Raw genomic sequence first — 22320 nt, 5'->3', positions numbered from 1 at the left:
CCTGTCCGCGACCGCGCCCAGGACCTCCCCAGGACGACCCGGCGCCCCACCGGCTACCGTCGGAGCCATGCGTACCGTCATCGCCGGAGGCCACGGACAGATCGCGCTGAAACTGGAACGGCTGCTCGCCGAACGCGGCGACCGCCCCGCCGGGATCATCCGCCGCCCCGAACAGGCCCAGGACCTGATCGACGCCGGAGCCGAGCCGCTGCTGCTCGACCTGGAGGCCACCACCGCCCCCCAGCTGGCCGAACTGCTGGCCGGCGCCGACGCGGTGGTCTTCGCCGCCGGCGCCGGACCGGGCAGCGGAACCGCCCGCAAGAACACCGTCGACCGCGACGCCGCCGTCCTGCTCGCCGACGCCGCCGAACTCGCCGGCGTCCGCCGGTACGTGATCGTCTCCTCGATGGGCGCCGCCGCCGACGCCCACCACCCCGCCGACGAGGTGTTCGAGACCTACCTGCGGGCCAAGGGCGCCGCCGACGACGCGATCCGGGCCCGGACCACGCTGGACTGGACGGTGCTGCGCCCCGGGCGGCTCACCGACGGACCCGGCACCGGGCTGGTCCGCCTCGCCCCCTCGGTCGGGCGCGGCGCGGTGGACCGGGCCGACGTCGCCGCCGTCCTCGCCGCCCTGCTCCACGAGCCCGGCACCGCCGGACTGACCCTCGAACTGGTCGCCGGGAACGCCACCGTCGAGGAAGCCGTCTCGGCCGCGGCCGGACACGACGGCTGAACCCGAGCAGGGCCCGGTTCGAGGAACCGGGCCCTGCGTCAGCCGCGCTTTCGGTGATCCACCCCGTCAGGGGGCGGGATCGGTCAGCGGCCGCCGCCCGCCGGAGTGCGAAGCCGGTCGGAGGTCGCCGCCCGCCGGAGTGCGAAGCCGGTCAGAGGTCGAGGCCGGTGAGCACCAGGACCTTCTCGACGGTGTAGTCGTCCATCGCGTACTTGACGCCCTCACGGCCGACACCCGAGTCCTTGACCCCGCCGTACGGCATCTGGTCGGCGCGGTAGGACGGCGCGTCGCCGATGATCACACCGCCGACCTCCAGCTCCCGGTGCGCCCGGAACGCCGTCTGCAGGTCGTGCGTGAACACGCCCGCCTGCAGGCCGAACGCCGAGTCGTTGACGGCCGCGAAGGCCTCGTCCACGCCGTCGACCCGGTGCAGCGACAGGACCGGGCCGAACACCTCGGCCTTGGCCAGGATCGCGTCCGCGGGCAGCTCGGCCAGCACGGTCGGGGCGAAGGTCGCGCCCTCGCGGGTACCGCCGGTCAGCACCTTGGCGCCCTTGGCGACCGCGTCCTCCACCCAGGACTCCACCCGCTTGGCGGCGTTCTCGTCGACCAGCGGGCCGACGTCCGTCGCGTCGTCGTTCGGGTCACCGGTGACCTGGGCCTTGACCTTGGCCACGACCTTCTCCACCAGCGCGTCGTACACCGACGCGTCGGCCACCACCCGCTGCACCGAGATGCAGGACTGCCCGCCCTGGTAGTTGGCGAACATCGCGATCCGGGTCGCCGCCCAGTCCAGGTCGGCCTCCGAGGACCAGTCGGCGAGCACCACGGCCGCGGCGTTGCCGCCCAGCTCCAGGGTGCAGTGCTTGCGCGGCACCGAGTCCATGATCTGGTAGCCGACCTTGTCCGAACCGGTGAACGAGATCACCGGCAGACGCGGGTCCTGCACCAGCGCCGGCATCCGGTCGTTCGGCACCGTCAGGATCGACCAGGAGCCGGCCGGCAGGTCCGTCTCGGCCAGGATCTCGCCCAGCACCATCGCCGACAGCGGCGTCGCCGGAGCCGGCTTCAGGATGATCGGGGCACCGACCGCGATCGCCGGGGCGACCTTGTGGGCGACCAGGTTCAGCGGGAAGTTGAACGGCGCGATGCCCAGCACCACACCGCGCGGGAACCGGCGAACCACCGCGAAACGGCCCACGCCGCCCGGGTCGGTGTCCAGGCGCATGGTCTCGCCGTTGGTGCGGCGCGCCTCCTCGGCGGCCCAGCGGAAGACCGACACCGCGCGGCCGACCTCGCCGCGAGCCCACTTGATCGGCTTGCCGTTCTCCGCGGTGATCAGCTGGGCGATCTCCTCGGCGCGCTCGGCCAGCCGCTTGGCCACGTGGTCCAGGGCGGCGGCACGCTGGTGCGCCGGAGTGGCGGCGAACACCGGCAGCGCGGCGACGGCGGCGTCCAGCGCCTCCTCGACCTGAGCCTCGGTCGGAACGCTCACCCTGCCGACCAGACGGCCGTCCCAGCTGTTGCGCACCTCGAAGTCGGCGTCACCGCTCGCCCGGCGGCCGGCCAGCCAGAAATCGTACGTGGTGGTCACCGTGGTACCGGCCCTCTCCTCGTCGTCGTACGGCCCGCACGGACGTGGGACCAGAACCCGAGGGTAGGGGCGCCGACGCGCCGACCGGATTGGCCGACTAGGAGCGTTCGGCGCCGAGGCCACTCCACCGCGTCCAGGCGCGGCCGCCGTCCACCCGCTTGCCGTCCACCCCGCTGCCGGGACTCCCGGCTCCCCTACTCCTCGCCGGAGCGCAGCGCCAGCCACAGCTCCATGCGCACATCCGTGTCGTCCAGCGAACGACCCAGCAACTCCTCCACCCGCCGCATCCGGTACCGCAGCGTGTGCCGGTGCACCCCGAGATCGGCCGCCGCCGCGTCCCACTGGCCGTGCCTCGACAACCACGCCCGCAGCGAAGCCACCAGATCGCCGCGCGCCGTCCGGTCGTGCTCGCGCAACGGCCGCAACAGCCCCTCCGCGAACGCCGTCACCGCGTCCTCGCCCAGCAGCGGCAGCAGCGAACCCGCGCCGACCTCCTCGTGGTCCACCGACCGCCGGCCACCACGCAGCGCCACCGCCAACGCCCGCTCGGCCTGCGCGTACGCCGTCCCGGCCTCCTCCAGCGCGGCCGGCGCCGAAACACCCAGCGACAACCCCTCGTGCTCCTCCACCGCGCCCAGACACGCCCGGTGCACCGCGCCGTTGTCCAGCGCCAGCACCATCAACCGCAAGCCGTGCGCGCCGTCCTCCCGCGCCACCAGCAGCTTCTCGCCCACCCGGGCACCCGCCTGCTCCGCCCGATCGCCCAACTCCCCGAGCGCCTCGGCGGCATCCCCACTCGTCGGCCCCGCCCCCGCCACCAGGACCCTTATCGTCCCCTCCGGCATGCCGCCGAACAGGCCCACCGCCACCTGCCGGGCCGTCGCCACCTCCCCCGCCAGCACCATCCGCAGCAGCGCCGCGCCCATCCGCTCCTCCGCCTGCCGCAGCTCGCGCGAGCGCTCCAGCGTCAAGGTCAGCAGCGCCACCGCCGCGTTCAGCACGTACCGCTCGGTCGGGGTGATCCGGTCCTCGGTCCCGACCGCCAGGAAACCCCGCGCCCGCCGGTCCGCCCCCAGCGACTGGACCACCACGTAGTCCTCGTCCGCCGTGTCTATCCCCGGCGCCCGCCCCTGCAACGCGGCACTCGACGGCGCCGGCCGCCGACGCAACCGGTCCACCTCCGCCGCCAACCGCCCCGCCCGGCGCGCCGCCCAGTCCGGCGCCACCACCGACAGCGCACCGGACCCGTCGTACAGCGCCGCCCAGCCCCCCAGCCGCGCCGCCAGCCGACGCACCACCGCCGTCGTGCCGTCCTTGCCCAGCGCCGCCCGGGTCAGCTCCTCCTGCGCCTCGAAACTGGTCGTCACCGCCTCGTACTGCTCCGCGGCCAGCGCCGCCGACACCACCTTGCTGATCGCGATGAACGGCGTCGGCTCCGGCACCCGCAACAGCGGCAGCCCCCGCTGCGCCGCCGCGTCCACCAACGGCTGCGGCACCTCGGTGTGCGACAACCCCACCCCGAGCCCCAGCCCCACCACCCCGGCATCGGCCAGCCGGTGCACGTACGCCTGCAACTGCGCCGCCGTACGGCCCAGCTTGATCCCGGTGGTGAGCAGCAGCTCACCACCCTCGAGGAACGGCGTCGGGTCGTCCAGCTCACTGGTGTGCACCCAGCGGACCGGCCGCTCCAGATGGTCCGCCCCGGCGAGAACCGTCAGATGGAGCGAACTGTTGCGGACGACGGAGGCGAGTGTGGGGGGCATGGCACCTTCGAAGGATCGACCTGACCGCGCCGTTGCGGCCGGGCGAGGAGAGGGACGTGGGACTGGTGAGGGTCTCTCCCCTTCATTATGGACGCCCCGGACAACCCGCACTGCCGAATCCACCTCGAAGGCGACTTCCGGCCCGCCCCCACCTCACCCCCGGAGATCCACCAACAACGGCGGCACCTGCTCCCCCGAAACCGCCGTCAACGACACCACCGCATGCCCCGCCGGCAACGCATGCGCCAGGTCCGACGGCGACCACCGCAACCGCTCCACCTCCCGCGTCGTCACCGACTCCGTCTGCGCCGTCGTCCCCGACAACGCCTTCCGCCCCACCCGGCCCGCACGCCGTATCACGCCACCGGAGGTGTCGGGAGTGTGGGTGACCGCGGTCTCCCGCACCAGGTGCGTGCCCCAGGCCTCCGAGAACAGCCGCCCGTCCCACGGCGCGATCCCCGGGAACGCCATCCGGCAGCCGACCGCGCCGAACAGCGGCGCCCGCAGCGCCTCCGGCAGGTCCACCAGCGTCCGCAGCAGCAGCACCGTGCCCGCGTTCGCCCCACGCATCCGCTGCAGCCCGCGCACCGCGGCGGCGTCCAGCGCCGCGGAGGCGTCGTCCACCACCAGGCCGGCGAACAGCGAACGGTCCTCGCGCGCCCCGGCCGCCTGCACGAACTGCCCCACCACCAGCCGGGACAGCATCCGGGCCGCCTCCGGATGACTGCGCTCGGGCAGCTTCACCCGAACCCGCAGCGGGTGGTCCAGCACCCGCATCGCGAACGGCGGCCGGCCGGTGCCGTCGGTCGCGAAAGCACCCTCGAAGGCCGGCCGGTCCAGCAGCGCCAGCCGGTCCGCCAGCAGCGCCCCCGGGTCGTCCGCCCGGTCACGCTGACGCTCGCGGTACTCCAGGTCCCGCTCGTGGACGGCCAGTCGGCCGGCCGTACCGAGCGCCTTCACCAGGGCCGCCAACGCGTCCGGATCACCGGCCAGCAGCGCCCTCAACTCGCGCACCCCCGGATAGCGGCCGTACCCGGCGTGGAACGGGCCCACCACCTGCTGCAACGCGGTGCGGGCAATCTCCGCGCGGGCCGTCAGCTCGTCCGGCAACAGCGCCTCCGCCAGCCGGGCCGCCGCCTCGTCGGGGTTCTGCGCGGCACCGTAGAGGTCCAGCCCGTACACCGAGGAGGAGTCCCCGGGCGCGATCACCACGTCGTACCAGGCATCCGGGCCAAGATCGGCGTCCGCCGCCCCCACCACCACCGCGCACGCCGTGCCGGCCAACGCCTGCAGGCACAGGGCCTCGGCCACCGGCCGGGCCAGCCGCGCGGTCTTCCCCGTCCCGGCCGGCCCCACCGCCAACACCGAGGTACCCAGCAACGCCGGATCCAGGGCGAAGCCGGACGCCCGGTGGCTCAACGGGTTCTTCGGCACGTCCTGCGCGGTTCCCAACCGGACCTGGCCGAGCAGCAGATCGTGCTCCTCTCCGCGGCCCGGCAGCTCACGCGCCTCCGACGGGTGGGCGAACGCCGCCGCACCCCGGGCGGCCACCTGCTCCGCGAACGCGGGCACGAACACCGGATCCGCCTGCGCCGACTCCCAGGCGCGCTGGATCCGTACGTAGTCGACGTCCCCCACGACCTCCCCGTCGAGCCGCGCGGCCGCCTCCCGGGCACCGCCCTGCCGCAGCCCGTCCCACGGGTCCTGCCGCCGCACCACGTCGGCCGCCGGGGCGTCCACCTCGGCCTGCTCCTCCTGCGTCACCGCCCGCGAGAGCAACGGGGCAGCGTACCGGCGCCACACCTCCGGCCAACGGCCCATCCGGCCGAAGACCTTGATGACGATGCCGAGGACCAGGACGTTGGCCACCAGGAGCGTGAACATCGCTTCGGCTTCGGACGGCGACGCGAGCGGCCCGATGCCTGCCTGCCCGCCGAACCAAACGAGGACGTACATCAGCAACTGGGTGCCGTAGAGATAGGCAAACCACCCCACCACCGCGTTGAGCCCCGCCCGTAGCAGCAGCGGCCAGGTCGCGACCTTGGCCGCCTCCGCCCGCTCCGGGTCGATCCGGCGGTAGCCGAGCCGGTAGATGCCCGGTTCGGCTTCGGGGCGTGGGGCGCAGGCCCAGGTGGAGAGGTCGAAGGACCCGTCCGGGGCCGTGCCCGGCCGTTGGTGGGGTAGGGGGGCCGGGGGTCTGGTGGCGGTGCGCTCGCCGTGGTGGTGTGACCCGTCTCGTGCCATGTACGGCCCCGCTCCCTCGCCCGCCCGGCCCGACCGCCGTCGGTGCCGCCATACCCATGCCGCCGTACCGGCGACACGCCCGTGCTCAGGGTAGTGGAGCGGGGCCTGCGGGTAGTCGTGTCGCCGGTGCTGGCCGTGCCGGACAAGTCGGGCGGCGCACTGCTACCGAGTGGCGCATGCCCGGTCGGGGAGGGCGGCCGTAGCCTGCGAAGCACCGAGCCGAGAAGTCTGGAGAAACCCCATGAGCGCCGCAACGCCGCTCCCGCAGGAGCGCCGCCTGGTCACCGCGATCCCCGGTCCGAAGTCGCTGGAGCTTCAGGCCCGCAAGCTGGGTGCGGTGGCGGCCGGTGTCGGCACCACCCTGCCGGTGTACGTGTCCCGCGCCAACGGCGGTGTGCTGGAGGACGTGGACGGCAACTCGCTGATCGACTTCGGCTCCGGCATCGCCGTGACGAACGTCGGCAACAGTGCCGAGGCCGTGGTGGCCAGGGCGAGCGAGCAGTTGGCCGCTTTCACCCACACGTGCTTCATGGTGACGCCGTACGAGGGTTACGTGGCTGTCGCCGAGCAGCTGAACGAGCTGACTCCGGGCGACCACGAGAAGCGCACCGCGCTGTTCAACTCGGGCGCCGAGGCGGTCGAGAACGCGGTGAAGATCGCCCGCGCGTACACCAAGCGCACCGCCGTCGTGGTGTTCGACCACGGTTACCACGGCCGTACGAACCTCACGATGGGCCTGACGGCGAAGAACATGCCGTACAAGCAGGGCTTCGGTCCGTTCGCCCCGGAGATCTACCGGGTGCCGGTGGCCTACCCGTACCGCTGGCTGACCGGTGCGGAGAACTGCGCCGCCGAGGCCGCCGCGCAGGCGATCGACATCATCAACAAGCAGATCGGTGCCGAGAACGTCGCCGCGATCATCATCGAGCCGATCCAGGGTGAGGGCGGCTTCATCGAGCCGGCCAAGGGTTTCCTGCCGGCGATCGTGGAGTACGCGAAGGCGAACGGCATCGTGTTCGTCGCGGACGAGATCCAGACCGGTTTCTGCCGCACCGGCCAGTGGTTCGCCTGTGACGACGAGGGCGTCGTGCCGGACCTGATCACCACCGCGAAGGGCATCGCCGGCGGTCTGCCGCTGGCCGCGGTGACCGGCCGGGCCGAGATCATGGACGCCGCGCACGCGGGTGGCCTGGGTGGCACCTACGGTGGCAACCCGGTGGCCTGCGCCGCGGCGCTGGGCGCGATCGAGACCATGAAGGAGCAGGACCTCAACGGCAAGGCGCAGCGGATCGGCGAGGTCATGCTGGGCCGTCTGCGGGCGCTGCAGGAGAAGTACGCGCACTCCGACCGGGTGAGCATCGGCGAGGTCCGCGGCCGCGGCGCGATGATCGCCGTGGAGCTGGTGAAGCCGGGCGGCAAGGAGCCGGACGCGGAGGCGACCGCGGCGATCGCGAAGGCCTGCCACGCCGAGGGTCTGGTGGTGCTGACCGCCGGTACCTACGGCAACGTGCTGCGCTTCCTGCCGCCGCTGGTCATGCCGGAGCACCTCCTGAACGAGGGCCTGGACATCCTGGAGGGTGCGTTCGCCGCCGTCTGAGCGGTGCCGCCCGCCAGGTGGTGAACCCCCGCCGGAGGGTTGTCCGGACAGCGCTGAACGGCCCGTGGGGACCTCTGGTCCGCACGGGCCGTTCGGTTCTCCGGGGCTGGTGCGGGGCCCTTCGGGAGCGGCCGGGCCGACGGCCGGCGCAACGGCCGGGCATGATCGACGGGACGGCCCGGAGGTTGTCCGGCCGGGGGTGAAGATGATGTGCGGAATCGCTGAAGGCGCTCGGTACGGAAGGGCTGTTGACGTAGTGTCATCACAGATGGACAGCGAGCCTCAGCCATTGGCGGAGCCGTCCGCGGAGCCGCCCTCGGGGGAGGACCCGCGTGGGCGCCGCGAGGACAACCAGGTCGCCCCGGGAGGGGCGGCGCGTACCGAAAGCCGATCGACCGACCGTCCGACCCACACCCCCCGGGGCGCGCGGAACGGCGATCATCAGAGCCGCCCCGGAGCTCTCCCCCCTGCTCCGGGGCGGCTGTCCGCTGTCCGGGGCCGGGTCGCCTCCGACCGGGCCTGCGCAGCCACCGCCGATCGGGCCGCCGCAGCCCGGGCGGCGCGGTCGCCGGCCGTGCCGGTGGTGGCTGCGGCGGTGCTGCTGGTGGTGTCCTGGCAGGTGGCGGTGGGCGGGCCGCTGCTGGGATTGGACCGGTGGGTCCGCGGGGCCGTGCACGCGGTCCGCGGGGAGTTCGCGAGTGCGCTGCCGGACCGTTTCGGCCATGTCCTGTCCGATCTGGGCAGCAGCGTCCCGGCGATCCCGGTGCTGGTGCTGGCCGGCGTCCTGGCCGCCTGGCGGTGGCGCCGGGCCGGGGCCGGGCGCTGGTGGCTGCCGCTGCCCGTGGCGGTGCTGACGGCGGGCCTGATCCCGCTGCTGGTGGTTCCGGCGAAGTCGGCGTTCGCCCGGCCGGGGCCGCTGGGGGAGCCGGTGGCTCCGGGGCAGTGGGGCTGGTACCCGTCCGGGCACACCGCGACCGCGGCGGTCTCGTACGGGGTCGCGGCCCTGTTGCTGGCCCGGGTGGCGGGGTCCGGCGCCGTCCGGGGGCTGGCGTCGGGCGCGGTGCTGCTGGCGCTGGGGGTGGGTGCCGGGCTGGTGTGGAGTGACTTCCACTGGCTGTTGGACGTGGTGGCGAGTTGGTGCCTGGCCGTGCTGGTGCTGTGGGTGCTCGACCGGTGGCTGCCGCGGCCGGGGGCCGCGCGGGGTCAGGCCTCGGGGTCGTCGTTGCGGTGAACCAGGCCGGTCTCACCGTTGTCGCGCTGCCATTCGACGACGAGTTCGTCGCGGGCGCCGAAGCGGACGAGGTGGCGGCCGACGACGTCCTCCAGGCCGGGCAGGTTCTCGCGTTCGCCTTCGACGGTGAGCAGCAGCGCGTCGGGCTGCGCGTCCAGGGTGGCGGTGCCGGCGCCGAAGACCAGGGTGCCGCGGCCGGTCTCCTCGGAGTAGACGGCCTCGATCTTGCGCCCCATGTGGGCGGCGAGCTGCTTGGCGTAGCGGCCGGAGCGGTCGGTGGTGACGCGTGCGGTGGACGTGGGCATGGGCCCTCCAGGGTCGGGCAGGGGAGTTAGGGTCCCCTCACTGGCGCCTACGCTAGCCCAGATACTGAGCTAAGCTCAACATATTTCTCGGAGCGTCTTCGACCGACGACCGGGCGCCCCGGACCGGTCGCTACGCTTGGCCGGACACCAGCCGAGGAGACCGCCGATGACCACCACGCCGACCGACGATCCGGCGGGCCCCTCCCCCGGCCCCCGGCCGGGCGCCCCCGACACCGCCGCCGAACTGGCCGACGCGATGACCAGGGCGATCAAGCGGATCCGCCGGCAGACCGGCTGGCGGCTGGAGCCCTACGGCATCACTCCCGGCCAGGCCCGGGCGCTGCGCACGCTCGCCCACGTGCCCGGCTGCGAGTCGCCGGACCGGGCGATGCGGCTGAGCGACCTCGCGGACAAGCTGCACATCGCCCCGCGCTCCGCCACCACCGTGGTCGACGCCCTGGAGGAGGCCGGGCTGGTCGAGCGCAGTCCCGACCCGGCCGACCGGCGGGCGGTGCGGATCCTGCTGACCGGGGCCGGCCGTGCGGCGGTGGAGCGGATCGGGCAGGTCCGGGACGAGGTGGCGCAGGAGTACTTCGGCGAGGTCAGCCCCGACGACGAGGAGGTGCTGCTGCGCGTGCTGCGTTCCGCCGAGGCCCGCTTCCTCGCAGCCGGGCCGCCCCGGCGGTCGGCGCCCCCGGACGCAGCGGGGTGATCCCGGTCCCGGCGATCACGGGCAGCGCGTCAGCGCGGCCGGCGATCACGGGCAGCGCGTCAGCGCGGCCGGCGGTCGCACGGCGGCCTCAGCCGGCGAAGCCGATCACCAGCCACATGAAGCCCACCCCGGCGACGGTGCACAGCAGGGTGCTGCGCGAGGGGTGCGGGCTGTGCGCCTCCGGGAGGATGTCGGAGGTCGCCAGGTACAGCAGGAAGCCGGAGAAGAAGCCCAGGTAGAGGCCGAGCAGGTGTTCCGGGATGGTGAACGCGAGGGTGATCGCGGCGCCGGACACCGGGGCCACCGCGTCCGCCGTGAGCAGGGCCAGGGCCCGCCGCCGGTTGTTCCCGTACAACCGGGTGATCGTGTACGTGTTGAAGCCGTCGGCGAAGTCGTGCGCGACCACGGCGATGGCCACCACGGTGCCGACCGTGCTGCCGGCCTGGAAGGCGGCGCCGATCGCGAATCCGTCCATCACGCTGTGCCCGACCAGGGCCAGCGCGGCGGTCAGCCCCACGCCTTGGGGCCCGGCGGTGTGGGCGTGCCCGTGGTGGTGGCCGTGGGTGTGCTCGGCGTACTCGCCCTCGTGGCCGCGGTGGATGGCGACCGCGCGCTCGACCACGTGGATGGCGAGGAATCCGGCCGCGAACATCAGCAGCGCCTGCGGCACGCCGTGCACCTCGCCCGGCGCCTGGTGGATCGCCTCGGGCAGCAGGTCGAAGGCGACCACGCCGAGCATCAGTCCGGCGGCGAAGCCGAGCACCAGGTGGCGGCGGTCACCGGTGCGCTGGGCGACGAAGCCGCCGATCAGCGTCATCAGGAACGCCCCGGCGGCGACCAGGACGGCCGTCATCGCGCCGCCTCCGCCGTGGGTGCGGCCGGATGGCCGGTGCCGCCGTGTGTGCTGCCGAGCGCTCTGCCCATTCCTCTCCCCCTGGGGTCCGCCCGTGGCCGGGCCGACCGCCGACCGTACCGGACGGCCGTTCGACGGTCGTCGCCCGGGGTGCCGGGCGCGGCCGGGGCCCGTTTCCCAGCCTCGGTCCGGGCCTGACCGGACGCCCGCCGGATGGGCCGTCGGGGTGATCTCGCAGGTGGGAGCGCCCGACGGTCAGCGGCCGGCGGTCAGCGGCAGGCCGAGGTGGGTGCGGGCGAGTTCGCGGACGCCGTCGCCGTCGACCAGGTGGATGTGCCGGTGTCCCTCCTCACCGGTGAGGTCCAGGGCCTCGTCGGTGAAGTGACCGGTGGTCAGCAGCAGGCCGCGCTCGGCCGACTCCTCGCTGACCGCCTCGGCCAGCGTGGCGATCTGCTCGGCGGTGACCGGTGCGGCGCCCCGGGAGGCCCACACCACCCAGCGGCCCGGAAGCGCGCTGCCCGGGGCGCCCTCACCGGTGGCGACCAGCCCGGCCGGGCCGCGCAGCCGCACGCTCCACTCGGCGAGCCCGCCCCGGGTGAGCAGGTCGCGCACCAGCTGGGCGAACTCGTTGGCGGACAGGTCGGGGGCGGCCGGCACGGCGGCTCCGGCCCGGGCGGCCGGCTCGACGCCCACCCGGCCGTACGGGTCCGGGGTGACGGCGGCGCCGAGGTGGCGCAGCCGGACCAGCGCCTCGTCCTGCTCGGCGTCGGCGTAGACGCCCTCGTCGTCGTGCTCCTCGTACGGCGTGTCCGGCGGCAGCAGCCGGGTGCGGGCCAGTGCGTCGCGGTCGGCGTCCACGCTCAGCAGGCAGAGCGGCTCGGCGGCACCGGACTCGCGCAGCCAGCCGTTGAGGACGACGCCCGCGAGTATCTCGTCGGTGTCGACGGCGTCGGCGGCCTGCAGGGCGCGCAGCGCGAGCCGGGCGACCAGCCGCAGGTAGTCGGTGGCCCGGTCGGCCGGCGGGCGCGGCACCGGGACGATGTCGCCGTCCGGGGCGAGCCGGTAGCCGGTGAGCGAGGGCACCAGATCGAGCGGCGGCAGGTCGAGGTCCAGGACAGCGGTGCGGGTGAGCGGCCGGAACACCGCCCGGCAGGGGGCAGGCAGATCCTGGGTGGCGGTCTCCGCGGCGGCCAGCGCCCGTTCGAGCAGGGACTCCACCGCGGCCGGCTCGGCCAGCCGGTAGGCCCGCCGGCACTCCTCCAGGCTGTCGTTGTACTCGCGCACGGCGCGGGCGCGGGCCTCCTCGGCGGCTTCGTGGGCGCGCCGGGACTCGTCGACGGCCGGCCGACCGGCCTCGGCGTGGCGGGTGCGCCACTCGCGCAGGGCACGCTGGTGGGCGAGCCGGGCCTGGGCGAGTTCGCGCTGGTAGCCGGAGTCGAGCAGACGGCGGGTCGGGCCGCTGTCGGGGTCGGCCGAGGCCGGACCGGCGGGCGCGAAGTGCTCCCAGCGGGGTTCCTGGTCCTCGGCGGTGTCCGGACCGTCGGCCTGGTAGGGGCGGCGCTCGTAGTGGCGCAGCTGGCTTTCGAAGTCCATGGCCGAGACGGGCAGGGCGGCCCGCCGCAGCAGGTCGGCCAGCCGGTCGTGCTCGGCCCGGACGGTGACGGTGCGGTGGTGGGTCAGGGCGGCGGCCCGGGCGTGCGCCGCGACGGCCTCCTCCGGGTCGGCGGGCCCGGAGGAGGAGGGCCCGGAGTCGGCGGCACCCCGGTCCGCGGTGCCGGGGTCCGCAGTGCCCTGGCCCGTGGCGCCGGGATCCGCGGTGCGGTGGCTCGCTCCGCCCCGGCCCACGGCGCCGGCGGGGCCCGGAACGGACGGGCCGTCACCGTCCGGCTCCGTTGTCCCGTCGACGCCGAGGTCGCGGAAGACCGAGGCGAGGAAGCCCGGCTGGGGGAACCGGACGGTGGCGGTGCCGTCGGACTGGCCGTCTGCTGAGTGCTGCATCGGTCGTCGTTCCCCCATGCTCGTCCGGCGCCTGCCAGGGGCGGTCGGCGACCACGCCGACCCGCCCCTGCCGGCCATTGTCCCCCGAACGGGCGCGGCGGTCAGCCAAGCCGGTCAGTTGGTACGGGTGTTGGTCAGGTGCAGGCCGATGTAGCCGACGTAGATCCGGCCGCTGCCGGAGCAGTCGTCCAGGTAGTGCAGCCGGGGCGCCGTCCGGCCGCCGCCGATCCGCAGGTGTGCGCCCATGAACGCGCGCCGGGAGGCGTCCACGCATTCCGGCACCGGCAGCATCCGTTCGCGCTTCCACTTGGTGTGGCTGAAGACCGTCCTGGACTCGCCGCGCACGGCCTTGCGGGGCGGGAAGCGGTGGCAGCCCTCGGGCGTGCGCTCGCACCACTGCTTGAAGTCCCCGCCGGCCGCGCCGCGCACGGCCGCCTCCGCGTACTCCTGGAGGGCGGTCAGGCCGTCCCAGGCGAGCCGGGCCCAGCCGGCGCCGGAGCGCTGCAGGTCGTCCAGGGCGAACGCGCTCTTCTGGTCCCCGGTGAAGCTCAGCAGGGGGAACTCGCCCAGTCTGGCCATGAGTTCGGTGAAGGTTTCGGGCTTTCCCCGGCGACCGGAGGGCTGGGCTGCGGAGTACTGCCCGGCGGCCGGGCCGCTGCCCGAGGTACTGCAGTGACGGCCCGTCAGGGCGCGGGCGCCGGAACGGATCCGACCCTCCCGGGCGTCCCGGCCGTCACGCCCCTCGCGGACCTGGCCCCGCTCCCGGCGTTCGCGGCGCTCCAGACGCAGGGTGCGCCGGACCTGCTCCAACTCGTCGGCCCTGGCCTGCTGCTCGGCGCGGTCCTGCTGCTCCTCGTGGGCGAGCGCGGCCAGTTCGGCGCGGGCGGCGTCCTGGTCCGCTCCCGGCGCCGAGGCGGCCGGGTCGACAGCGGGCTCGGCGGCCCGGCGCAGTCGCGCCTGCGGGACGCGCAGCACCGGGACGGCCGCCAGCGGCGGCGGCAGCGGCTGGTCGGCGGCGAGGCGGCGCGGCTCGCGGGCGAGCAGCCCGGCGGCGCGGCGGAGGTCCTCCTCTATTCGGCCCCGGGCGAGCACCGGATGCCGGGCGCCGTCCTGCCGGGAGGCCGGGTCGACCTCGGGCAGGTAGGTGCGCACCGCGCCGCCGTAGACGGTGTGGAACTCCAGCGCGACGTTGAACACCGTCCGGGCGCCGGGATCCAGTACGTAGGCGGTGGCGAGGCCGGGCAGTTGGTGGCAGAGCGGGCCGACCACGTCCTCGGCCCAGTCGTCGACCGGGAGGTTCACCGGGACGCTGGCGACCACGATGGGCAGTCGGCGCTCCGGGTCGCACAGCTCGTCGATCAGGGCGTCCACCGCGTCGGCAGTGATCACCCGGGGCGCGACGTGGACGTCGGCCGGGCCGTCGGTGGCGTCGAGCAGCGGCAGGAGCGTGCGGGCGAGCTCGGGCACCGGCACCCGGCAGGGGGTGCGCACGCCGTTGCCCGTGCTGTGCGTCTCGGCCTCCAGCCGGACCCAGGTGGGGCCGCCGGCCGCGGTGGCCACGGTGAGGGTCAGCTGCCGGGTGCCGTGCGGGGCCGGCGTGCGCAGTCTGCGGCGGTCGTAGCGGCCGGCGCCCGGACCGCCGCGCAGCGGGCCGTGGTCGCGGTCGAGCAGGACGCGCTCGCCCAGGCGGAGCCGCTCGACGTGGCCCGGCACGCCCGACGCCTGAGCGAGGGGATTCGGAACGGCGGGATCCGGCCGGGCGGGATCGGGGTGGAGGGCGGACGGCGGCTCCTCGTAGCCCTCCTGTTTCAGCCAGGCGGCGAGCTGTTCATCCGCCAGGGCGAGGGCCTCGGCGTGCGGGAGGGCCGTGGTGACGGTCATCCGGTAGGGCGTCGCGGGACCGTCGGGGCCGGGAAGTCCGGCGCCGGTGTGCGAGCGGGAGCGGTGCGAGGTCGGGCGATTCGAGGTCGAACGGTTTGAGGCCATGCGCATACCTCCGTGGTGCGGGGTGGGGTCCTGTGTCCTCCATCGATGGGTTTCGTCCGGTTCCGCCGGATCCTTGCCCAGGAAACGCCACAGCCGGGAGCGGAAGTTCCAACTCGGGGCCACGACACTACGTTCGGGTGAATCTCCTCAAGCCGTCGTCCGCGCGGCGCGGGGCCTGGGCTACGGGAAGCACCCCGCCCCGGGCCGCTGCGGACGGGCCGGATCACCGCCGGCCGCCCCGTACGATCCGCCCGCGGGCTTCCTCGGGTGGGCCGGGCCGGAGCCCGGAAGGCCTGCTCAGGCCCCGTCGGGACCGCCGGCGCTTCGACTCCAGGCGGGCTCGGCGACCGGCACGGCCAGCGGACGGCCCGTCGGGGCGGCGTAGTTCGCGATCAGTACCACGGGTTCGGTGCCGAGGTTGCGGCCGACGTGCACGTGCACCGGCCCCGCCTCCTCGACCAGGGAGTCCCCCGCCCGGCTGATTTCGACCCGGCCGTCGTGCAGGGTCCGGGTCAGCGTCCCGGAGAGGACCACCACGTCGACCCGCCCCGGGTGGTAGTGCCAGCCGGTGCTGGCACCCGGCAGCAGGGTGATGGTCTGGACGACGGGCATCGCGGCGGCTTCCTGCGGGGGTAGGGGCGGGAGAAAGCCGGGGCCGGCGAGCGGCTCCCGGCGGAAGGCTCCCGGCGGGCGGCCGGTTCAGGCTAGACAGAGCCTCGCGGCACCGAAACGGGCCGGTGGCGAGGTGGCTTGATGTCTGTCCGAAACCCGGCGCGCAGACAGGCCACTCGCAGCCGGGGCCCAGCGCCGCCGGACCGGGGCGGCGACGGATTGGGGCGGCGTCCGCCGGGCCGGTCGCTCAGACCGGCACCTCGACGTAGGTGCGGCCGGCCGGGACCGCCACCGCGGTGCCGCCGGTCGCCTCGGCCAGCCAGGTGTGGAAGTCCGCCACCTCCGGCTCCGGTACGCCCACCTCGATCCGCACCCCGGCCGCCTCGTAGGCCAGGTCGCTCACCACGTATCCCGCCGCCCGCAGGTCGTTCTCCACCCGCCCGGCCCGGACGTGGCCCACGGTCACGGCGAGCAGCGCGACCGGCCGCCGCTCCAGCACGCCGATGCCGTCCAGTGCCTCCGAGACCGCGCTCCCGTACGCCCGCACCAGGCCGCCGGCGCCGAGTTTGATCCCACCGAAGTAGCGGGTGACCACGGCCACGGTGTCGGTCAGGCCGCGCCGGCGCAGCACCTCCAGCATCGGCACCCCGGCCGTGCCGCCGGGTTCGCCGTCGTCGCTGGAGCGCTCGCGGCGCTGCTCGTCGCCGACCACGAAGGCGGTGCAGTTGTGCCTGGCGTCCCAGTACTGCTTGCGGATGCCGGCGATGAAGGCCTGTGCCTCCTCCTCGTCGGCGACCCGGGCGAGGTGGCAGATGAACCGGGACTTCTTGATCTCGATCTCGTGGCTGCCGGCCTGCCGGATGGTGAGGTACGGCCTGGCGCTGGGCTCCGGCGTGGCGGACATGCGCGGTGGTTCTCCCGGGGACGGCGAAGGCTGGCGGCGCACACCCCGGATCCCCGGGGCGGCACCGCCAGCCTAGTTGGCGCACGGTCGACGAATCTGCGGCCCGGTGCGGCGGCCGGAGCGAGGTGGCCGCGGCGCCGGGTGGCCGCAGGGTCGGGTGCCGGGCCGGTGGTCACGGGGCCGGGTGGTTCCGTGGCCGGGTGGTTCCGTGGCCGGCCGGTGGAGGGTTCAGCGGCCGGCCAGGGCGTTCAGCCGCTCGCGGTCCAGGCCGGTCAGGGCGGTGACCTCGGCGAGGTCGACGGCGCCGCAGTCCAGGCCGCGCAGCAGGTAGCCGCTGAGGGCCCGGGCGGTGGCCGGCTCGTCCATCACGTCGCCGCCCGCCTTGGCGACGTACGCGGTCAGCCGGGCGGCGGCGGCCGCCAGGCCCTCGCGGTAGAAGGAGTACACCGCGACGTAACGGGTCGGCAGGTGCGCCGGGTGCATGTCCCAGCCCTGGTAGTAGGCGCGGGCCAGGGAGCGTCGGACCAGGTCGTGGTGGAGCTTCCAGGCGGCGTGCACCTGCTCGGTGGGACCGGTCGGGATGACGTTGGTCGATCCGTCGGAGAGCCGGACGCCGGTGCCGGCGGCGGCCACCTGCATGACCGCCTTCGCGTGGTCGGCGGCCGGGTGGTCCATGCTCTGGTAGGCCGCGCCCACGCCGCAGGCGGCGCTGTAGTCGAAGGTGCCGTAGTGCAGGCCGGTGGCGCGGCCCTCGGCGGCCTCGATCATCCGGGCCACGGTGGCCCGTCCGTCCGGACCGAGGATGGCCTGGGTGGTCTCGATCTGGATCTCGAAGCCGATCCGGCCGGCGGCCAGGCCCGCCCGGCGCTCGAAGTCCTCCAGCAGCCTGACCAGCGCGGTGACCTGCTCGGCGTACGTCACCTTGGGCAGGGTCAGGACGAGGCCGTCGGGGAGTCCGCCGCCGGCCAGCAGGGTGGCGAGGAAGAGCTCCAGGGTGCGGATGCCGCGGGCGCGGACCGGCGCCTCCATGCACTTGATCCGGATGCCGACGTACGGCGGGGCGCTGCCCTCGGCCACCGCTGCGGCGACCAGCTCGGCGGCCCGGACGGCGGCGGCGTCCTCCTCGGCGTCGGGGCGGGGGCCGTAGCCGTCCTCGAAGTCGACCCGCAGGTCCTCGACCGGCTCGCGCTCCAGCTTGGCCCGGACCCTGGCGTGGACGTCGGCCAGCAGTTCGTCGTCGGGGACGCCGAGGGCGCGGGCCAGCTCGGCCGGTGTGCCGGCGTGGGTGTCGAAGGCTGCCAGGGCCTGGCGGCCCCACTCCCGGACGGTGTCGGCGGCGAAGGCGTCGGCCGGGACGTAGACGGTGTGCACCGGCTGCCGGGTGCCGGAGTCGCCCGGGTAGCGGCGCGCCAGGTCGGCGTCGACCGGGGTGAGCAGCGCTTCCACGGCGGCGCGGGCAGCGGTGGAGAAGGAGGCCCCGCCCGTCGGCCCGCTTCCGTCGACCTCGACCTGCGACATCCGCACTCCTCCATGCCGAACCAGCGCTTCAACAATTTGTTGAGGCGAAGGTAGCTCCGGCCGGGCCGGCCGTCAATGGCCGACCGGTCACCGGACGGTGGTTCCCCCCGGTCAGTCCCTCCCCGCGGCGACGTAGCGGTCGCGCAGCTCCGGGAAGAGCTCGGCGACCTCCTTCGGGTGCACCGAGCCGTCGGGGCCCTTGCCGGTGACGCCGTACTCCCTGGTCAGCCAGTCGGCGAGGCGCTGCGGGTCGGGCTGGTGGCCGTGCATGTCCATGTACGAGACGAGCGCCTCGTAGGCGAGGTCCGGGTCGATGCGCGAGGGCGCCGGAAGGGGTTCGGGCTGATCGGCTCGATCGGCTTGATCGGCTTGGACGGGCTCCTCGGCGGGGACCAGCGCTTCGGCCTGACCCGACTGCTCCGACCGCTCCGGCTGGCGGGCCTGACGGGACTGCGGGTGCTGGGGCGGCTCGACGGCGTGCTCCGGCCGCTGGGAAGCGGTGGGCTGCTGCGGGGTCGGCTGCTGGGGACTCGGCTGCTGCGGGGTCGCGGCCGACTGGGTCTGCGGCCGGGGCGACACCTCCGAGGCAGGGGCAGGAGCGGAGGCTCCGGCGGCCTCCTCCGCCACCGGACGCGGCGGCTTGAACCACGGCGAGGCCTGGCCTGGCACGCGCCCGCCGGGGGCGGCGTCGGTGGGGTGACCGGTGGTGCGGACGGGGCGCTCGGTCCAGACGTTCACCTCCTCGCGGCGCAGCTGCGGGGCCACCTCGGGCGCCGCCTCCGGCTCCTGTGCTGCGCGCAGTCGGACGGCGGCCAGTTTGGCCAGCATGGGCGCGGCCACCTCGGCGGGCAGCGGCGCCACGGCCGCAGGGGTGGACGGTGCGGCCTGTGCCGGGGCTGGGGCCGGGGCCTGCGCTGCAGCCGGGAGCGGTCCCGACTGGGGCCGGGGGTGCGCGAGCTGCTGCGGCTGACCGGTCGGGGCGCCGGCGACCGGAGCGATCCCGGCCGCGCGGCCGGCCGGGACTCCGAGCTCCCGCGTGTCCTGCTGCGCCGGCGCCTCGGTGGCGGCGGGGTCGCCGGTCTGACCGCTCCGGCCGAGTTCCCCGTCCAGCCGGTCGAGCAGGGACGGGTCCAGCGGGACGCCGAACTTGGCGAGCTTGAGCGGCAGCAGGGCCTGGATCGGCGCCGAGCGGCGCCAGCCGCGCCCGTAGCGGAAGCGAAGCTGGGCCCGGTAGACCAGGCGGTTCTGCTCCAGTCGGATGACCTCGTCGTAGGAGCGGAGCTCCCAGAGCTTCATCCGCCGCCAGAGCCGGAAGGTCGGCACCGGGGAGAGAAGCCAGCGCATCACTCGGACCGACTCCATGTGGCGGTCGGCTGTGATCGCCGCGATCCGGCCGACCGCGTGCCGGGAGGCCTCGACCACGACCACGAACAGCACCGGGATGACGGCGTGCATCCCCATGCCGAGCGGGTCGCCCCAGGAGGCGGCCGCGTTGAAGGCGATGGTGGCGACGGTCAGCAGCCAGGCGGTCTGGCGCAGCATCGGGAAGGGGATGCGCAGCCAGGTCAGCACCAGGTCGAGCGCGAGGAGGACGACGATGCCCGCGTCTACGCCGATCGGGAAGGCGTAGGAGAAAGCGCCGAAACCTTTCTCCAGGGCCAGCTCACGCACCGCGTTGTACGAGCCCGCGAAACCGATGCCCGAGATGATGCAGGCGCCGGCCGCGACCAGGCCGAGCAGGCCGCGATGGGCCTTGGTGAGCGTTGGGCGTGCCATTACGTCTATCAACCCCTGGATGTCGGCTGCGGCCGTACGCTGCCTCGACTGCCTGGTCCCGCTGGTCGGGCCGCCGGACGGCTCAGCAACCTCCGGGCTCGGCCCACCGGAGTTTACTCGTACACCTGTTTAAGCGTTCCCGCAGCCTGGGGTGTCACGGTCGAGGGCAGAAATGCAGCCCCGGTACGGTGCGGCCTGCGCCGCCGGATCCGGTCGGACCGTCAGTGGCTCGGCCCCGCCGTACCGTTGAGATAGGTGAGCACGGCCAGCACTCGCCGGTTGGCGTCCTCGGCTGGGGCGAGTTCGAGCTTGGTGAAGATGTTGGCGATGTGCTTGGCCACCGCGCCGTCGCTCACCGACAGGCGGCCGGCGATCGCCGAATTGGAACAGCCCTCGGCCATCAGCTCCAGCACCTCACGCTCACGCGGGGACAGCCGCAGCAGCGGACCGGGCCGACGCGAGGTGGTCTGCATCAGCTTGGCGATCACATCCGGGTCCATCGCCGTCCCGCCCGCCGCCACCCGGCGGACCGCGTCGATGAACTGCCCGGCGTTGAACACCCGGTCCTTCAACAGGTATCCGATCCCGCCCGTGCCGTCGGCCAGCAACTCCCTTGCGTACAACTGCTGGACGTGCTGCGACAGCACCAACACCGGAAGCCCCTGGATCTCCCGGCGTGCCTTGAGCGCTGCCTGAAGTCCCTCATCGGTGAGCGTCGGGGGCAGCCGGACGTCGACCACGGCGACGTCCGGGCGGTGGGTGAGCAGCGCGTCCAGCAGTTCGGGTCCGGTCTCCACCGCCGCGGCGATGGTGAAGCCGTGCGCTTCCAACAGCCGGATCAGGCCTTCGCGAAGGAGGTAGAGGTCCTCGGCGAGGACAACTCGCACGGCAACTCCAGGGTGATGGTGGTGGGACCGCCCGACGTGCTGTCGATGGCGAGGACACCGTCGAAGGTACCCAATCGCTTCTCGATCCCGCGCAGGCCGGTCCCCCGCGAGGGATCCGCCACACCCACGCCGTCATCCGTCACCGTGACCCGCAGGAAGCCGGCGCGGTACAGGATGTCCACCCACACCTGCTCCGCCCCCGAGTGCTTGGCCGCGTTCGCCAGCAGTTCGCAGATGCTGAAGTACACGGCGGCCTCCACCGGCGCCGGCGGCCGGTCCGGCAGACTCACGAAGACCTCGGTCGGCAGGGCGCTGTCCAGCGCCAGCGCCCGGACGGCATCGCCCAGTCCTCGCTCGGCGAGCACCGGCGGGTGAATCCCGCGGACCAGGTCCCGCAGCTCCTGGAGCGCCCTGGCCGAGGACTGCCGGGCCTCGGCCAGCAGCTCCCGGGCCGCCCCCTGATCGGTGTCCATCAGGTGCTCGATGGTGCCCAGCGTCATTCCGATCGCGACCAGCCGCGCCTGCGCACCGTCGTGCAGGTCCCGCTCGATCCGCCGCAGTTCGGCCGCCTGGTTGCCCACCGCGTCCGCCCGCGTCTCCGTCAACTCGGCGACCCGCCTGGTCAGCTGGGCGTTCGTCGACCGGCCGTCCCGGTCGAGCACCCGGCGGGCGACCTCCGCGTAGGCGCGCGCCGCGAACGGCGCCCCGAGTATCCCGACGAGGATCGTGGCACCGCCGAGTGCCGTGCCCAGCAGGTGGGAACTCATCTCGCCGCTCAGCGGGCCCGTCCCGTCGGCGGGCACCGGACCCGTCACGGTGAAGGCGACGCCCAGCACGAACAGGGCCACGACCGGGCCCACCACCGCCAGCACCAGGAACGGGTTCACCACCAGCCAGGCCAGCTCGGCCCGGGTGGTCCGGTCCCCCAGCCCCCAGCGGACCACCTGCACGTACTTCGCCACCGTCCGCGAGCGATGGTACGAGTACCCCGTCCACCAGTGCCCGCGGGCGTCCGACTCCAGCTCCGGCCGCGGCTCGTAGGCCGCCGGCAGACGCACGCCGAACCAGCGCGCCAACTGCCCGCGCGTGCGGTTCGCGGTGCTACGGACATGGAACGCCCCCACCGCGACGACGACGATCCCCGCCGTCACGACCCCGACGAAGGCCGGCGGGAAGTAGTCCTGCAGGAGCTGGGCAGCGATCACACCCGAGAGAACGGCCGCCCCCACCGGAAGCACGAACCCCGGCACCGCCGACACCACCAGGACGACCAGCCGCGCCAGCCCCTCACCGCCCGCTGCGAAGGCCGCTTGGGTCTGAGCACGTACGGACGTGCCGCTCGTACGACTCACTGTTGTCACGCGAAGCTCCTGATGCCGGTACCGATCGTCCTCCATCAGTGTTCACGAACCCCCCGCCCACCACACTGGCCGTGACACCCCAATTCCGAGGTGGACCTAGGTCTACCTGGTGGTGGACGCAGCAACACTGACCCGCCAAGAAGATCCGGAAATGCGAAGAACCCCCATCCGGATCCCGGATGGGGGTTCTTCTGAAGAATTGTTCGGCGGCGTCCTACTCTCCCACAGGGTCCCCCCTGCAGT

17 protein-coding genes are annotated in these 22320 nt (G+C 74.3%); 4 read left to right on the top strand and 13 right to left on the bottom strand.

The window, feature by feature from the left end; translation table 11 throughout:
- Positions 1 to 67 precede the first annotated feature (67 nt).
- Positions 68 to 736, top strand: coding sequence for an NAD(P)-binding oxidoreductase (locus IF30_RS0134785; protein WP_030246006.1), 669 nt, complete (start codon positions 68 to 70; stop codon positions 734 to 736).
- A gap of 151 nt (positions 737 to 887) precedes the next feature.
- Here IF30_RS0134785 and IF30_RS0134780 read toward each other — a convergent pair whose 3' ends face one another.
- The 3 genes from IF30_RS0134780 to IF30_RS0134770 all read right to left on the bottom strand — a co-directional run bounded on the left by IF30_RS0134780 (position 888) and on the right by IF30_RS0134770 (position 6337).
- Positions 888 to 2330 (bottom strand): aldehyde dehydrogenase family protein, encoded by a 1443-nt coding sequence (locus IF30_RS0134780; protein ID WP_030246004.1) that lies wholly within the window; start codon positions 2328 to 2330, stop codon positions 888 to 890.
- Between the two features lie 194 nt (positions 2331 to 2524).
- Positions 2525 to 4093, bottom strand: coding sequence for a PucR family transcriptional regulator (locus tag IF30_RS0134775; protein WP_030246003.1), 1569 nt, complete (start codon positions 4091 to 4093; stop codon positions 2525 to 2527).
- Between the two features lie 153 nt (positions 4094 to 4246).
- Positions 4247 to 6337, bottom strand: a complete 2091-nt coding sequence (locus tag IF30_RS0134770; protein ID WP_051711854.1) for a hypothetical protein — start codon at positions 6335 to 6337, stop codon at positions 4247 to 4249.
- A gap of 241 nt (positions 6338 to 6578) precedes the next feature.
- Here IF30_RS0134770 and gabT point away from each other — a divergent pair, with 241 nt between their 5' ends.
- Both gabT and IF30_RS0134760 read left to right on the top strand, forming a co-directional pair.
- Positions 6579 to 7934, top strand: coding sequence for a 4-aminobutyrate--2-oxoglutarate transaminase (gabT, locus tag IF30_RS0134765; protein ID WP_030246000.1), 1356 nt, complete (start codon positions 6579 to 6581; stop codon positions 7932 to 7934).
- 574 nt (positions 7935 to 8508) lie between these two features.
- Positions 8509 to 9165 (top strand): phosphatase PAP2 family protein, encoded by a 657-nt coding sequence (locus tag IF30_RS0134760; protein ID WP_030245998.1) that lies wholly within the window; start codon positions 8509 to 8511, stop codon positions 9163 to 9165.
- Here IF30_RS0134760 and IF30_RS0134755 read toward each other — a convergent pair.
- Positions 9138 to 9470 (bottom strand): DUF2218 domain-containing protein, encoded by a 333-nt coding sequence (locus IF30_RS0134755; RefSeq protein WP_037902170.1) that lies wholly within the window; start codon positions 9468 to 9470, stop codon positions 9138 to 9140. The two genes, IF30_RS0134760 and IF30_RS0134755, sit on opposite strands and share 28 nt — an antisense overlap.
- A gap of 166 nt (positions 9471 to 9636) precedes the next feature.
- On the opposite strand from IF30_RS0134755, the gene IF30_RS0134750 reads away from it, so the two are divergent.
- Complete coding sequence (locus IF30_RS0134750; RefSeq protein WP_051711853.1) at positions 9637 to 10182, top strand: MarR family winged helix-turn-helix transcriptional regulator; 546 nt, start codon at positions 9637 to 9639, stop codon at positions 10180 to 10182.
- A gap of 88 nt (positions 10183 to 10270) precedes the next feature.
- Here IF30_RS0134750 and IF30_RS0134745 read toward each other — a convergent pair whose 3' ends face one another.
- The 9 genes from IF30_RS0134745 to IF30_RS0134705 form a co-directional block, all read right to left on the bottom strand.
- The gene (locus tag IF30_RS0134745) at positions 10271 to 11035 is read right to left on the bottom strand and encodes a ZIP family metal transporter (RefSeq protein WP_030245992.1); all 765 of its coding nucleotides are present in this window, start codon (positions 11033 to 11035) and stop codon (positions 10271 to 10273) included.
- A 255-nt stretch (positions 11036 to 11290) separates the two neighbouring features.
- On the bottom strand, positions 11291 to 13033 hold the full coding sequence (locus IF30_RS0134740; protein ID WP_030245990.1) for a restriction endonuclease: 1743 nt from the start codon (positions 13031 to 13033) through the stop codon (positions 11291 to 11293).
- A gap of 114 nt (positions 13034 to 13147) precedes the next feature.
- Positions 13148 to 14914, bottom strand: coding sequence for a hypothetical protein (locus IF30_RS0134735; protein WP_158835734.1), 1767 nt, complete (start codon positions 14912 to 14914; stop codon positions 13148 to 13150).
- Positions 14915 to 15316: 402 nt separating this feature from the next.
- Positions 15317 to 15631 (bottom strand): cupin domain-containing protein, encoded by a 315-nt coding sequence (locus tag IF30_RS42450; protein WP_051711850.1) that lies wholly within the window; start codon positions 15629 to 15631, stop codon positions 15317 to 15319.
- A gap of 247 nt (positions 15632 to 15878) precedes the next feature.
- The gene (locus tag IF30_RS0134725) at positions 15879 to 16535 is read right to left on the bottom strand and encodes a YigZ family protein (protein WP_051711848.1); all 657 of its coding nucleotides are present in this window, start codon (positions 16533 to 16535) and stop codon (positions 15879 to 15881) included.
- 228 nt (positions 16536 to 16763) lie between these two features.
- Positions 16764 to 18053, bottom strand: coding sequence for a DUF6986 family protein (locus IF30_RS0134720; RefSeq protein ID WP_030245983.1), 1290 nt, complete (start codon positions 18051 to 18053; stop codon positions 16764 to 16766).
- Between the two features lie 111 nt (positions 18054 to 18164).
- A complete protein-coding gene (locus IF30_RS49920; protein WP_234322957.1) occupies positions 18165 to 19829 on the bottom strand; it encodes a DUF2637 domain-containing protein in 1665 nt (554 codons plus the stop codon).
- Between the two features lie 221 nt (positions 19830 to 20050).
- Complete coding sequence (locus tag IF30_RS0134710; RefSeq protein ID WP_030245978.1) at positions 20051 to 20716, bottom strand: response regulator transcription factor; 666 nt, start codon at positions 20714 to 20716, stop codon at positions 20051 to 20053.
- Positions 20668 to 22077, bottom strand: coding sequence for a sensor histidine kinase (locus IF30_RS0134705; protein ID WP_234322956.1), 1410 nt, complete (start codon positions 22075 to 22077; stop codon positions 20668 to 20670). The genes IF30_RS0134710 and IF30_RS0134705 overlap by 49 nt, the downstream gene beginning before the upstream one ends.
- Between the last annotated feature and the right edge of the window lie 243 nt (positions 22078 to 22320).

Origin of the sequence: Streptomyces sp. NRRL S-350 (genome assembly GCF_000719705.1) — a bacterium.
Taxonomy (GTDB): domain Bacteria; phylum Actinomycetota; class Actinomycetes; order Streptomycetales; family Streptomycetaceae; genus Kitasatospora.
This window is presented reverse-complemented; position numbering and strand designations above follow the sequence as displayed.

What these genes read in the sequence shown, in the direction of transcription:
- IF30_RS0134785 (WP_030246006.1), top strand. Translation starts at nt 68, where the DNA reads ATGCGTACCGTCATCGCCGGAGGCCACGGACAGATCGCGCTGAAACTG.
- IF30_RS0134775 (WP_030246003.1), bottom strand. Translation starts at nt 4,093, where the DNA reads ATGCCCCCCACACTCGCCTCCGTCGTCCGCAACAGTTCGCTCCATCTG.
- IF30_RS0134770 (WP_051711854.1), bottom strand. Translation starts at nt 6,337, where the DNA reads ATGGCACGAGACGGGTCACACCACCACGGCGAGCGCACCGCCACCAGA.
- gabT (WP_030246000.1), top strand. Translation starts at nt 6,579, where the DNA reads ATGAGCGCCGCAACGCCGCTCCCGCAGGAGCGCCGCCTGGTCACCGCG.
- IF30_RS0134755 (WP_037902170.1), bottom strand. Translation starts at nt 9,470, where the DNA reads ATGCCCACGTCCACCGCACGCGTCACCACCGACCGCTCCGGCCGCTAC.
- IF30_RS0134750 (WP_051711853.1), top strand. Translation starts at nt 9,637, where the DNA reads ATGACCACCACGCCGACCGACGATCCGGCGGGCCCCTCCCCCGGCCCC.
- IF30_RS0134745 (WP_030245992.1), bottom strand. Translation starts at nt 11,035, where the DNA reads ATGACGGCCGTCCTGGTCGCCGCCGGGGCGTTCCTGATGACGCTGATC.
- IF30_RS0134740 (WP_030245990.1), bottom strand. Translation starts at nt 13,033, where the DNA reads ATGCAGCACTCAGCAGACGGCCAGTCCGACGGCACCGCCACCGTCCGG.
- IF30_RS0134735 (WP_158835734.1), bottom strand. Translation starts at nt 14,914, where the DNA reads ATGACCGTCACCACGGCCCTCCCGCACGCCGAGGCCCTCGCCCTGGCG.
- IF30_RS42450 (WP_051711850.1), bottom strand. Translation starts at nt 15,631, where the DNA reads ATGCCCGTCGTCCAGACCATCACCCTGCTGCCGGGTGCCAGCACCGGC.
- IF30_RS0134725 (WP_051711848.1), bottom strand. Translation starts at nt 16,535, where the DNA reads ATGTCCGCCACGCCGGAGCCCAGCGCCAGGCCGTACCTCACCATCCGG.
- IF30_RS0134720 (WP_030245983.1), bottom strand. Translation starts at nt 18,053, where the DNA reads ATGTCGCAGGTCGAGGTCGACGGAAGCGGGCCGACGGGCGGGGCCTCC.
- IF30_RS49920 (WP_234322957.1), bottom strand. Translation starts at nt 19,829, where the DNA reads ATGGCACGCCCAACGCTCACCAAGGCCCATCGCGGCCTGCTCGGCCTG.